Annotated in this window: 16 protein-coding genes; 14 read left to right on the top strand and 2 right to left on the bottom strand. The window is 37.8% G+C overall.

The features are described from left to right. The first annotated feature begins 175 nt into the window (after positions 1-175). The 11 genes from BM179_RS14075 (at position 176) to tsf (ending at position 9,268) form a co-directional block, all read left to right on the top strand. Complete coding sequence (locus tag BM179_RS14075; protein WP_229632950.1) at positions 176-745, top strand: YceD family protein; 570 nt, start codon at positions 176-178, stop codon at positions 743-745. A gap of 46 nt (positions 746-791) precedes the next feature. Further along, entirely contained in the window at positions 792-986 is a 195-nt protein-coding gene (rpmF, locus tag BM179_RS14080; RefSeq protein WP_092017781.1) for a 50S ribosomal protein L32, read from the top strand. Between the two features lie 176 nt (positions 987-1,162). Further along, on the top strand, positions 1,163-2,101 hold the full coding sequence (plsX, locus tag BM179_RS14085; protein WP_092017782.1) for a phosphate acyltransferase PlsX: 939 nt from the start codon (positions 1,163-1,165) through the stop codon (positions 2,099-2,101). 122 nt (positions 2,102-2,223) lie between these two features. Next, positions 2,224-3,225, top strand: a complete 1,002-nt coding sequence (locus BM179_RS14090; protein WP_092017783.1) for a beta-ketoacyl-ACP synthase III — start codon at positions 2,224-2,226, stop codon at positions 3,223-3,225. A gap of 164 nt (positions 3,226-3,389) precedes the next feature. Beyond that, a complete protein-coding gene (efp, locus tag BM179_RS14095) occupies positions 3,390-3,953 on the top strand; it encodes an elongation factor P (protein WP_092017784.1) in 564 nt (187 codons plus the stop codon). A gap of 89 nt (positions 3,954-4,042) precedes the next feature. Continuing rightward, positions 4,043-4,531, top strand: coding sequence for an acetyl-CoA carboxylase biotin carboxyl carrier protein (gene accB / locus BM179_RS14100; RefSeq protein WP_092017785.1), 489 nt, complete (start codon positions 4,043-4,045; stop codon positions 4,529-4,531). A gap of 152 nt (positions 4,532-4,683) precedes the next feature. After that, positions 4,684-6,027 carry an acetyl-CoA carboxylase biotin carboxylase subunit gene (accC, locus tag BM179_RS14105; protein WP_092017786.1) on the top strand — a complete coding sequence of 448 codons (1,344 nt, stop codon included), beginning with the start codon at positions 4,684-4,686 and terminating at the stop codon, positions 6,025-6,027. Between the two features lie 244 nt (positions 6,028-6,271). Then, positions 6,272-6,715 carry a 50S ribosomal protein L13 gene (rplM, locus tag BM179_RS14110; protein ID WP_092017787.1) on the top strand — a complete coding sequence of 148 codons (444 nt, stop codon included), beginning with the start codon at positions 6,272-6,274 and terminating at the stop codon, positions 6,713-6,715. Positions 6,716-6,801: 86 nt separating this feature from the next. Then, positions 6,802-7,191 (top strand): 30S ribosomal protein S9, encoded by a 390-nt coding sequence (gene rpsI / locus BM179_RS14115; protein ID WP_092017788.1) that lies wholly within the window; start codon positions 6,802-6,804, stop codon positions 7,189-7,191. Positions 7,192-7,411: 220 nt separating this feature from the next. Further along, positions 7,412-8,224: a 30S ribosomal protein S2 gene (rpsB, locus tag BM179_RS14120; protein ID WP_092017847.1), complete on the top strand. Its 813-nt coding sequence runs from the start codon at positions 7,412-7,414 to the stop codon at positions 8,222-8,224. Positions 8,225-8,434: 210 nt separating this feature from the next. Next, positions 8,435-9,268: a translation elongation factor Ts gene (gene tsf, locus BM179_RS14125; RefSeq protein ID WP_092017789.1), complete on the top strand. Its 834-nt coding sequence runs from the start codon at positions 8,435-8,437 to the stop codon at positions 9,266-9,268. A gap of 56 nt (positions 9,269-9,324) precedes the next feature. Here the strand turns inward: tsf and BM179_RS14130 are convergent, their stop codons facing one another. After that, positions 9,325-10,389 (bottom strand): radical SAM protein, encoded by a 1,065-nt coding sequence (locus tag BM179_RS14130; protein WP_092017790.1) that lies wholly within the window; start codon positions 10,387-10,389, stop codon positions 9,325-9,327. A 4-nt stretch (positions 10,390-10,393) separates the two neighbouring features. Further along, a complete protein-coding gene (locus tag BM179_RS14135) occupies positions 10,394-10,705 on the bottom strand; it encodes a hypothetical protein (RefSeq protein ID WP_092017791.1) in 312 nt (103 codons plus the stop codon). 570 nt (positions 10,706-11,275) lie between these two features. Between BM179_RS14135 and BM179_RS14140 the strand changes: the two genes are divergently transcribed. From BM179_RS14140 to BM179_RS14150, 3 genes are read left to right on the top strand one after another with little or no spacing between them, the layout of a single operon-like run. After that, positions 11,276-11,875, top strand: a complete 600-nt coding sequence (locus tag BM179_RS14140) for an RNA polymerase sigma factor (RefSeq protein WP_092017792.1) — start codon at positions 11,276-11,278, stop codon at positions 11,873-11,875. Then, positions 11,875-12,057, top strand: a complete 183-nt coding sequence (locus tag BM179_RS14145; protein WP_092017793.1) for a hypothetical protein — start codon at positions 11,875-11,877, stop codon at positions 12,055-12,057. Before BM179_RS14140 ends, BM179_RS14145 begins: the two co-directional genes overlap by 1 nt. A gap of 29 nt (positions 12,058-12,086) precedes the next feature. After that, positions 12,087-12,902 carry a mechanosensitive ion channel family protein gene (locus BM179_RS14150; RefSeq protein ID WP_092017794.1) on the top strand — a complete coding sequence of 272 codons (816 nt, stop codon included), beginning with the start codon at positions 12,087-12,089 and terminating at the stop codon, positions 12,900-12,902. Positions 12,903-12,981 lie beyond the last annotated feature (79 nt).

The raw sequence follows: 12,981 nt of genomic DNA on the forward strand, positions 1-12,981 counted from the left end.
GTTCGGAATTTTTGATCGTTTGACTAAACATATTTAACAGAAACCCCCTGATAAATTTTAGCAGGACACTCCGGAATCAGGAAGAAAAAAGCTAATTGCTTGAATATAAAACTCAAACAATCTTTTGCATTACTCGAAAATCCTCTGTAATTTTGCACTCTTTTCCAGCAAAGTCGTGAAAAACAAGGTTTTAGACAAATATAAGATTGACATTTTCAAGCTCGAAAACAAACTGCATACGTTTGAATTTGAGGGAGGTAATGAGTTTTTTGCCGAATTAGAGCAAGAATTGGTAGAAAAGGGTCAGTTTAAAGCTACTATAACGCTTGATAAGTCTGAGACAATGATCCAGATGAAATATCATATTGTCGGGAATGTAGAACTGACATGTGACAGAAGTCTTGAGTTATTCGATTTTCCGATAGATACGGTTGAAAAACTGATTCTGAAATTCGGAGATCACAATGAAGAACTTTCTGATGAGTTATATCTTATCGACAGAAATACTCAGCAGTTAAATATCGCTCATGATCTTTTTGAGTTTATAGGTCTTGAGATTCCGATGAAAAAACTTCATCCGAGATTTTTAGGAGATGTTGATGAAGATGATGACTTTGAGGACGAGGAAGGAATTCTGGTTTATTCAACAGGAGGAGATGAAGATGATGAGCCGGCGGATGATGAACCGATAGATGAAGACAGCATTGATCCACGTTGGGCAGCATTAAAAAATTTAAAGAAATAAGTAATTAGTTTAAAATTTGTATATCAATCAGTAATTAAATAAGACAATGGCGCATCCTAAACGAAGACATTCGACAACTCGCAGAGATAAAAGACGTTCACATGATTTCGCAACTCCTAAGCAAATCGCGGTAGATCCACAAACAGGAGAAATTCACCTTTTCCACCGTGCTCATGTTTACGAAGGAAACTTATATTACAAAGGTAAAATGATTGTGGAAGGTTACGCACCACAAGCGTAATTTATCTTATAAATAGCTGACCATCAATCCTTAATGTGTCAAAAAGGCGGTTTAATTTCTATCCTTTAAGATTAAACTTTTATTTTTGTACCAAAAAACATCAAAGAAATACTGTTTACCTCTTCATTTAATGCTATTTTTGCGGTTACGTTTTCTTTAACCAAACAGTATATCAAATGAAGATAGCAGTAGATGCAATGGGTGGAGACTTCGCCCCGGAAGCTATTGTAGATGGAGTAATCCAAGCATCAGCAGAAATGCCCTCAGACGTTACCATTGTTTTGATAGGACAACAGTCTGTCATTAATGCTATTCTTGAAAAACATAACTTTAAAGGTGCTAACATTGAAATTATTCATGCTGATGACGTAATTGAAATGGGTGAGCATCCTACGAAGGCATTATCTCAAAAACCCAATTCCAGCATCGGAGTTGGGTTTAAACTTTTAAAGACAGGTGAAGTGGATGTCTTTGCTTCAGCCGGAAATACAGGGGCCATGATGGTTGGAGCCTTATTTTCAGTGAAAGCGATAGAAGGTGTTTTCCGACCTGCAATAGCCGGATTTGCACCACAGACCAATGGTAAATATGCAGTAATGCTTGATATTGGTGCCAATGCGGATGTAAAACCTGAAATGCTTGCACAATTTGCCGAATTAGGTTCAATTTATTGTCGTGCCACAACTGGCGAAGAATCCCCGAGAGTTGCCTTAATGAATATTGGAGAAGAAGAGAAAAAAGGTTCTCTGATAATTCAGGCGGCTCACCAGTTAATGAAAGAGAATAAAAAAATCAACTTCATCGGAAATATTGAAGGAAAAGATTTCTTTAAAGGCAAAGCTGACGTAATCGTAACTGACGGTTTTACCGGAAATATACTCCTCAAAATGGGCGAATCTCTTTATGGTATCATGGCTGAAAGAGGCGTAAGAGACAGCTTTCTGGACGGAACTAATTATGAAGCAGTCGGAGGAAGCCCTATTATCGGAGTAAACGGCAACGTGATAATAGCTCACGGCGCATCTTCCCCGACAGCAATTAAAAATATGGTTCACCTGTGTAAAAAACAGGTTGAATCAAAAGTTTATCAAAAAATCAAAGAAGCATTAGCTTAGTAATGTTGAATGAGTGAATGAACGAATGTGTAAAAAGCCCTTCATTCAAAAAATGACTGACAGGCATTTTCCTATTTATTTCCCCATTCCAAACATTCTATCATTCTCCCATTGAAAAAACTATGAATAAAACCACAGCTGCAATTACCGGTGTTTCCGGATACGTGCCCGAGTATGTGTTAACAAATGCAGAACTTGAAAAAATTGTTGATACCAACGACGAATGGATAGTATCTCGTACCGGGATTAAAGAACGTAGAATTCTGAAAGGCGAAGGAAAAGGTTCTTCGGTGATGGGAGCAGAAGCTGTAAAAAGACTTCTGGAAAAAACCAATACCCGTCCGGAAGACGTGGACTTATTGATATGTGCAACTGTAACGCCTGATTATTTTTTCCCGGCTACAGCAAATCTTATCTGTGCCAAAGTAGGCATACCCGAATCTGCTTCTTATGACCTGGCAGCAGCCTGCTCAGGATTTCTTAATGCGCTCGTAACCGGAGCTATGTTTATTGAATCCGGCAGATATAAGAAAGTGGTCGTAGTTGGCTCTGATAAAATGTCTTCAATTGTTGACTATACTGACCGTACTACCTGTGTTCTTTTCGGAGACGGTGCCGGAGCAGTATTGCTTGAACCGGATGCAGATGGGCTTGGCATTCAGGATTTTATACTAAAATCTGACGGAAACGGAGCCAGCCACCTGATTCAGAAAGCCGGAGGTAGTGCATATCCTCCTACCCATGAAACCATTGATTCCCGTTTACATTTTATCCACCAGGAAGGTCAGGCTGTTTTTAAATTTGCCGTGACAAGAATGGCTGATGTTTCTGCGGAAATCATGGAGAGAAATAAACTTACCGGTGAAGATGTTGCTTTCCTGGTTCCCCATCAGGCTAATAAGAGAATTATTGATGCCACTGCAAAGCGTATGGGCGTGGGTGAGGAAAAAGTAATGCTAAATATTCATAAATACGGAAATACCACTGCTGCAACCATTCCATTATGCCTTTGGGATTATGAAGACCAATTGAAAAAAGGTGATAACCTTATTCTTGCGGCATTCGGAGGAGGATTTACATGGGGCTCGATTTATTTGAAATGGGCTTATGATCCCAACAAATAATTGAAACTATTTCATTATAAGATTGCACTAAGCTAATATTCAATAGGAAGTGTTCGCTTATTTTTTATAATTTTGCATCAATAAACTTTTATTTCATATAAGTAAGTCGCTATCATCCGGAGAATCCTTTTGCTATCGCTTACGCATAATTGAAAATTGAACAAATGGCAACTACCGCAGACATTAGAAACGGTTTAGTAATCAATTTTAACAACGACTTGTATTCAATCGTTGAGTTCCTTCACGTAAAACCTGGTAAAGGCCCGGCTTTCGTGAGAACAAAATTAAAATCATTGACGTCTGGTAAACAGTTCGACAATACTTTCAACTCTGGTGTGACTATCTATCCGGTAAGAGTAGAAAGAAGAAAATTCCAATATCTTTTTGAAGACGAATTTGGGTTCAACTTTATGGACAATGAAACTTTTGAGCAGGTTTTACTGAACAAAAGTATGGTTGAAATGGCTGACTTAATGAAAGAAGGTCAGGAAGTAGAAATTCTGATGAATGCTGAAACGGAACAGCCCCTTACCTGTGAATTGCCTCCGTTTGTAGAATTGAGAGTAACCTACACTGAACCTGGTGTAAAAGGTGATACTGCCAACTCTCCTAAAAAACCTGCTACCGTTGAAACAGGCGCAACAATCACTGTACCTTTGTTTATCGAACAAGACGAGCTTATCAAAGTTGATACCCGTACTTATGCTTATGCTGAGCGTGTTAAATAAAGTTTTTAAACTTGAGTTTTCCCGGAGTCCGGCTTCGGAACAGAAAGCCTTAAGATATTGAATCTCCTAACTTTTCTTTTACCTAACAAATGGAATCTAAAGAAATCCAGAAATTAATTGACTTCATCGCTCAATCTAATCTTGATGAAGTAAGTATCGAGACGTCAGAGTTAAAACTCTCAATCAAACGTTACGGACAAGCTCAGGCAGTGCAACATGTTATTGCAGCCGCTCCTGCTCCGGCTCCTCAGGTAATTGCCGCCGCTCCGGCAGCTGCGCCTGTAGCAGCAGCACCAGCCGCTCCAAGTACTCCTGCTGCTGCCCCTGCAGCAAGCAATCTCCTAACGATCAAGTCACCGATGATTGGAACTTTTTACCGTTCTCCTAGTCCTGATGCTCCTTCATTAGTAGATATCGGTTCAGAAATCACAAAAGGGAAACCTGTCTGTATTATTGAAGCCATGAAATTATTCAACGAAATCGAGTCTGAAATTTCAGGTAAAATCGTTAAAGTTTTGGTTGAAAATGCTACTCCGGTTGAATTCGACCAACCACTATTCTTAGTAGAACCAAATTAATCCGGTTATCAACATCCAGTTATCAATCTCAGTTAAATATTCTGTTTTTGATAACTTTTTTTGTAAAGCAAAGTTTTAACATTTGCTATCGGGTGGAATAAATACTCTGCTCTCTTTGATAACTGATAACCGATAATTGTTCACTGAACATTATGTTTAAGAAAATACTTATTGCCAACAGAGGGGAAATCGCCCTCCGAATTATTCGCACTTGCCGTGAAATGGGTATCAAAACAGTAGCTGTTTATTCAACTGCTGACAGAGAAAGTCTTCACGTAAAATTTGCGGACGAAGCCGTTTGTATTGGCCCACCACCAAGCCGTCAATCATACCTTAATATTCCTGCTATTATTTCAGCAGCTGAAGTAACCGGAGCTGATGCCATTCACCCGGGTTATGGATTCCTTTCTGAAAATGCTGAATTTTCAAGAATTTGTTCTGAATACGGTATCAAGTTTATCGGAGCTACTGCTGACCAGATTAATTCAATGGGTGACAAAGCTACGGCTAAAGAAACTATGAAATTATCAGGTGTGCCTGTTATTCCGGGATCTGAAGGATTAATTGACACGGTTGAAGAAGCCAAAGCTTTAGCAAAAGGCATAAAATATCCTGTAATTATCAAAGCGACTGCCGGAGGCGGTGGCCGTGGGATGAGAATTATCCGTCATGAAGAAGAATTTGAAAAACTCTGGAATGACGCTAAGACTGAATCTGCTGCGGCTTTTGGTAATGACGGGCTTTACATGGAAAAATATGTTGAAGATCCGAGACACATCGAAATTCAGATTGTCGGAGATCAGTTTGGCAGAGTTTGTCACCTTTCAGAACGTGACTGCTCTATTCAGCGTCGTCATCAGAAATTATGTGAAGAAACTCCTTCCCCGGCACTTACCCCTGAATTGCGTGAGCGTATGGGTGAAGCTGCCATCAAGGGTGCTGCTGCTATCGGATACGAAGGTGCAGGGACAATTGAATTTCTGGTTGATAAAAACGGGGATTTCTATTTCATGGAAATGAATACCCGTATTCAGGTAGAACACCCTATTACTGAAGAAGTTACCGATTTCGATCTGATCAAAGAACAAATTAAAGTGGCTGCAGGTGTGGCTATTTCAGGAGCAAACTATTTTCCTAAATTATATGCTCTGGAATGCCGTATCAATGCAGAAGATCCGGCTAACGGATTCCGTCCTTCTCCGGGAAAAATCACGAATTTACATCTTCCGGGTGGCCATGGTGTAAGAATTGACAGCCATGTTTATTCAGGTTATACCATTCCGCCAAACTATGACTCTATGATTGCGAAAGTGATTGTTTCGGGTCAAAGCCGTGAAGAAGTTCTTTTAAGAATGAAAAGAGCTTTACAGGAATTTGTGATTGAAGGTATTAAAACCACCATTCCTTTCCATATTAAATTAATGGATGATGAGCGTTTTAAATCAGGTCAGTTCACAACTTCTTTCATGGAAGGCTTTGATCTGACGGATTTGTAGTTTATTCGGACAGTCAAAAAGTATATATTATAAAGGTTGTGAGTCTCAGTGGCTTACAACCTTTATTTTTATAAAAATAAATGAAGGCCTATTTGCAATTACAAGAACATATTTTTAACTTTGCACTCCCATTTTCAACGATGATGCCCAATTGTTTTGAAAATAAGGTCTATAATCACTGATAATCAAGCAAATTCCGTGGCTTTATGTTTGGTGATTCAACATTAAAAAAACGTACAAAAAAGTGGATACTTTAAGTTACAAAACCATCTCAGCCACAAAGGCTACCACAGAAAAGGGATGGGTCATCGTAGATGCAGAAAACCAAATCTTAGGTCGTTTGACTTCTGAGATTGCGAAAATCATTCGTGGCAAACATAAGCCATCTTTCACACCACACGTTGATTGTGGAGATAATGTTATCGTCATCAATGCCGACAAAGTTCGTTTGACTGGTAAGAAAATGACTGATAAGGTTTATATCCGCCACACTGGATATCCGGGTGGACAACGTTTTGCTACTCCAAGAGAAGTATTGGCAAAAAATCCAAGAGGTGTTGTGGAATCTGCTGTAAAAGGTATGTTACCAAAGAACCGTTTAGGACGTAAATTATTCAACAACTTGTTTGTTTACGCAGGAGCTGAGCATCCACATGCTGCACAGCAACCAAAAGAAATCAAATTCTAATATAATCGTTATTTCGTTATTGGCTAAGGAATCTATGATTTCGACTCACTATTCCTGACAATAACAAATAACTTCTCTATAAAAAAATGGCAGAAGTAACTAATACATTAGGTCGTAGAAAAACAGCCGTAGCACGCCTCTACATGACTCCCGGTAAAGGAGAAATCGTAGTGAACGGTCGTGATTATAAAGAGTATTTTCCTTCAGAAATCCTTCAGATTATCATCAACCAACCATTTGTGTTAACTAACACTTCAGGTACTTTTGATGTTAAAGCTAATCTTGATGGTGGTGGAGTAAAAGGTCAGGCAGAAGCACTTCGTCTGGCTATCTCTCGTGCATTACAGGAAGGTAATACTGAATTACGTGGTCCATTGAAGAAAGAAGGTTTCTTAACCCGTGATCCACGTATGGTAGAACGTAAGAAACCAGGTCGTGCTAAAGCCCGTCGTAAGTTCCAGTTCTCAAAACGTTAATATTTACTCATATCAATTGCCGGTTAGTGATTCTTCTCTTTTCCCGGCAATTGATATTTGTTTTATTATAAATTATGTCAATAAGGCTTACAGTGACCGACGCCTGTTGACTTTCATATCTTTTCACTCTTAATAATTGGTTTAATTCGAAGTTCAATTGTCTGATAATAGGGTAAAAATCCTGTTTATTGATAATTACGGAGATGATAACTGTCCTAAAATGGCACAATTAGAATACAAAGACCTTCTTGATGCTGGTGTTCACTTCGGACACTTAACTCGTAAGTGGGATCCAAAAATGGCTCCATACATTTTCATGGAGAAAAATGGTATCCACATCCTTGACTTGAACAAGACGCTTGCTTGTCTTGACGAAGCTTGTACTGCAATTAAATCAATTGTACGTTCAGGTCGTAAAGTAATGTTTGTGGCTACTAAAAAACAAGCTCAGGAAATCGTTACTGAAGAAGCTCGTCGTTTGAAAATGCCTTACGTTACTGACCGTTGGTTAGGTGGTATGCTTACAAACTTCGCTACTGTACGTAAGTCGATCAAAACTATGTCAACTATTGACAAAATGTTGAAAGACGAAGTTACTGTTAAAGCTCTTGCAAAACGTGAGCGTTTGATGATGTCACGTGATAAAGAAAAAATGGAAAGAGTATTGGGCGGTATTACTGACCTTACCCGTCTTCCTGCAGCTTTATTCATTGTTGATGTTAAGCGTGAGCACATTGCAGTTGCTGAAGCAAAACGTTTAGGTATCCCGGTTTTCGCAATGTGTGATACTAACTCTAACCCGGAATTAGTTGACTATCCGGTTCCTGCAAATGATGATGCTTACAAGTCTATCTCTTTAATCACTTTAGCAATCGGTAAGGCTATTGAAGAAGGTCTTATGGAGCGTAAGCAGGATAAAGATGATGCTCGTTTGGCTGAAGAAGAAGAATCAAAACGTTTAGCTGATATCGAAGAGGCTGCTGAAGCAGCTAAAGTGGCGGCTAAATACGAAAAAGAAGCTGAACAAGAATAATTTTAGCGGGCAAAAAACAGTTGAATTTACCGGCAATATGTTGTTAGCTCAATTGTTAATCCCAGTAAAAAATAATTATTAACAATTGGATAGCCCATAGTTTTCTGTGGGCTATTCTTGTAGTTTAGTAATTTCAGTTTTCCGGCCGGATATCTCAGATTCCGGAATTTTTTAATCACAGAAATTTTAAATCTTAAAAAATACAATACAATGGCTATTTCAGCAGCAGACGTAAATAAACTTAGACAAATGACAGGTGCGGGCATGATGGATTGCAAAAAAGCCCTCACTGAAGCTAATGGTGACTTCGAAGCCGCGATTGATATTCTTCGTAAAGCAGGTCAGAAAGTTGCTGCAAAACGTGCTGACAACGCAACAAATGAAGGTGTTGTTTTAATCTCAATCAACGGAGATGCAACTAACGGTAAATTAGTAGCTGTTGCCTGTGAAACTGAACCAGTATCTAAAGTATCTGATTTTGTTAATTTGGCAAATGGTATCCTTGAGTTGGCAGTATCCAGCAATGCAGCAACAAAAGAAGAATTATTAGCAGGAAAATTGTCTGACGGACGTACAGCAGAAGAGCATATCATCGAATTGACAGGTAAAATTGGTGAAAAAATCAATATTGCTGCTTACGAAAATGTAACTGCAGAACAAGTAGTTTCTTATATCCACTCTAACAACAAAATCGGTGTTCTTGTAGCATTTGCAAATGTTCAGGGCTTAGATGTTCAGGAAGTTGGAAAAGATATCGCAATGCAGATTACTGCTATGAAACCGGTTGCTTTGGATAAAGACGGCGTAGATGCAGCTACTGTTGAGCGTGAAATTGAAATCGGTAAAGACCAGGCTCGTCAGGAAGGAAAACCAGAAGCAATGTTAGAAAAAATTGCTGTTGGTAAATTGGAGAAATTCTACAAAGAATCTACTTTGTTGAACCAACAATTCGTAAAAGACGGTTCTATCAACATCAAACAGTTATTGGAACAAACACAAAAAGGTTTGACTATTACTGAATTCAAACGTGTTGCTTTAGCATAATTTTTTTCAAAATATAATGATAGCCCTCCGTTTTCTGAAAACTGAGGGCTATTGTTTTATACCGTCATTAAGTCTGAAGATTGCAGGCTTTGTTCTACAATCATCTCTCCCCAACTTACCATATCAACACTTTCATCATGAACAATCATGTCGTAGGTTCGGCTGAGCAAAGTATCCAGATACCTGCCTTTTTCTTCCAGAAAGCGTTCAAACATTCCCTCAAAAGAACGTTGATAAATACTTCCTATTCTGAATTTCGATGAAATTCCGTAAGAAATCGGATAAATGTCTCCTTTTTCATCAACGACAATGTTATTCATGCTTTTTTCCAATCTATCCGCCAAAGAGCTGTTATCCGGGTTATAAAAGCGAACAACTTCCGGGTTTTCTTTAATATAATCCCGATGAGATAAATCAAGCTGAATCTCTAACCGACAGCTATACTTATTTCTGAGATATTCCGTCAGAATAAAAATTTTATACCTGATTGTATCATTGAGCATATAATCAGACATCTCAGTCGAGGCTCTTCCTGAATTTTCAACAGGATGCAAATGCAGAAGCCTTGCTCCCTGTGACACTGCAAAATCAGCAAGCCATATCAGACTTTCCCAACTTTTACTGGTAATAGTGTGGATAAATCCAAAGGGTTTATGTAAATTTCTGAGTATCTCTATACCACGCAATGTATGCTGAAAAGCACCTTTTTGCCCTCTCATGTAATCATGCCATTCAGGCTCACCATCGATACTGATGGCAACAATGTCTACTGATTCCAGTACTTTTCCGGCAAATTCAGATCCCAGAAGCATCCCGTTAGAAACCATTCCGGTCCTCATTCCAAGAGATTTCGCAAATTGCACAACTTTGTCAAGTTCACGATACATCAGTGGTTCTCCTCCCGACAAAGAAATAGCATTAAAACCTTTTCTTTCAGCATACTGAATAAACCGGAGAAGTCTTTCAGATTCCAGTCCTGTCTTAAACACCGGAGATGATGAGGAATAACAATGTTTGCAGAGCAGGTTGCATCTCAATGTAGGATGAATCTGGATTGTACGAAAACTACCGGATATACCGGTAGCTTCGCAGATTTCATGGTCGGATCCCAGGGAATTCATAACTTTAAAATTCAAATTCGAACTGGTATCTTACATCTTCCAGCTGAAGTAATCCAAGTGGAAATCCCTCAAAGCGTTTGAGTTTACCTGCATCCATCTGTTTTCTGATAAAATCCCAACCTCCCGGAGGTGGAAAAATACCCCGTGTATGTAAAATAACGCTGCTCAAATCCTTAAGTTCAACACCATCAATCTTAAAACCCTCTTTTTTGAGAGAAACCAATGCAGAGGATACCTTTTTGAGGTCATCCTTTCCTAATCTGCTGCTTGTGAGTCTTTTCATAAGCGCATCTTCGAAATTTTTTAAATCTTCCATAGTATTAAGTTTTAATTGAAAAAAAGTAAAAGAGGTCTCTTATTAATATTTTGATACAGAAAATTCCGGAGAAGCAGTTAGGATCGGATAAATCAAATGTGGATAGGATACGCTTTCCATGTACAGAAAGAACAATACAAAGCTAAACCCGATTTTCATCATTTCTCAGCGTAGAATTACCTGAAACGATAGCGTATTTACACGTTATTTAAAAGTATAATGAAAAAATGGAAGAGATTTAAACGTTTGGAAGATGACATGGTCTAAGTCGACATAAAGTAAAAATGATTCATCCGTGAAACAAGACCTTACTTAAGAGGCAAAATTTATCAGGCGCTAATACTCATATCTACCGAACAATCTTTACTTAAAATGAATTATATATCCAAAAATGTAATTTATTACCCATATTATATGAATTTTATTACTTATCAATAAGTATTTAACAAAAAAATTATGTAAAATGCTGATTAATAGGGATATTTGCACCTTCTAACGACACACCCCCTAAGAATCCACGTTATTTAGTAATTTTTCAAAGGTCCAATTTAATATCACTGACCTAAATCCATGAAAAAATTCTCTGATGAACAATTGGTTCGTCTATTCGTTGATACTCAGAAAAATATTTATTTTGAGCATATTTATGATAGATATAGTGACAAAGTTTATCGTAAATGTCTGTCATTCGTAAAGGATGAGGCTAAAGCTGAAGATTTTGCCCATGATATTTTTTTGAAACTGGTTCTTAATATAGGATCGTACAAAGAGACATCTAAATTCTCAACCTGGCTTTTTTCGATTACTTATAATTATTGTATAGACCAACTGAGAATAGCCAAGAAAAAAGCAGAAGTCGAACTTGACGAAAACTTTGATTTTGTTGATGATTTTGAAGATGCTCAGGTTGCAGAAATGGAAGCTAAAAAGCTCAACAAAGCTCTTGAACATATTTCTGTGGAAGACCGGTCTATTCTAATGATGAAATACCAGGATGATCTTAGTATTAAGGAAATTTCTGCATCTCTGGATATCTCTGAAAGTGCAGTAAAAATGCGTCTTCTCCGTGCCAAAGAAAAACTTAAAAAAATCTATTTGGAAAACCTGCTTTTTTGGGCCATTATTACAACAAAGTTTTTGAGTATTTTTTTTAGGCATGATCATCACTAATGGAAGAAGAAAAAAAAAACGCTTTTAAAGAGATTGAACCAAATGTAACAGCTCCGGAAAATCTGAAAAAAGAAATCTCTTCGGAAATTGATTCCATTCGAAATACAAGCGCCATCATTGAGTTATTTGTCGGCAACTTCTTTAATGCTATCAGTGCTGCATTAAAGAAAGACCCATATTGATTGAAGATATACACTTAAATCCCTAGATTATGCCTAACATCCAGGAAATCCTTCTTGAAACATTCCGTAAATTACTTGAACATCTTCAGAATTTTGCTCCGAAGTTCTTAGGGGCATTAGTGCTTATCATCATTGGTTATGTGGTTGCGAAATTAGTCTCAAAATTGTCGAAAGCAGCTTTGGACAAAGCTGGAATTGATCGCCTTGGCGAGAAGCTGAACCAGATTGATATTGTCAGAAAACTGGGAGATATTAAATTAAGTATAGTGATTTCCAAATCATTGTATTACTTTATTATGCTTGTTTTCCTGACTGCAGCAACTGAAACCCTCGGAATGAAAGTACTCACCGATATGGTCGAGTCTATCGTTAATATGATTCCTAAGGCGGTTGCTTCTGTTTTCATGCTGATTTTAGGTGTATTAATTGCGGAAAAACTTAAGCAGTACATCATAAAGATTTGCAAATCCATGGGCATTGAATCAGGAAAATTAATTGCAAATTTTGCTTTCTTCTTCTTCTTAATTATCTCAATTATAGCCTCTCTTAAGCAGATTGGTATTGAAACTGGCCTACTGGAATCCAGTTTTAACCTTATTCTTGGCGGGGTAATTGTTGCTTTTGCCATAGGTTATGGTATGGCCTCGCGTGACGTTTTGGCAAATATTCTGTCTTCATTCTATAGCAAGAATAAATTTAAAGAAGGGCAGGTCATTCTGATTGATGATATTAAGGGTGAAATTATCTCCATTAACAATACTTCAATTGTACTAAAAACCGGAGAAACTCAAACAATCTTACCCCTGCACATGTTACAGGTAAAAAAAATTGAAATTTTGAATTAATTTTCCTTTATTGATTTAAAAATTGGTTTTTAATTAATCTTTCCTGACTCCTTCATTAAAATTGACCCCTGGCTTAATC

The organism is Pseudarcicella hirudinis, from assembly GCF_900115665.1.
Lineage (GTDB): Bacteria > Bacteroidota > Bacteroidia > Cytophagales > Spirosomataceae > Pseudarcicella > Pseudarcicella hirudinis.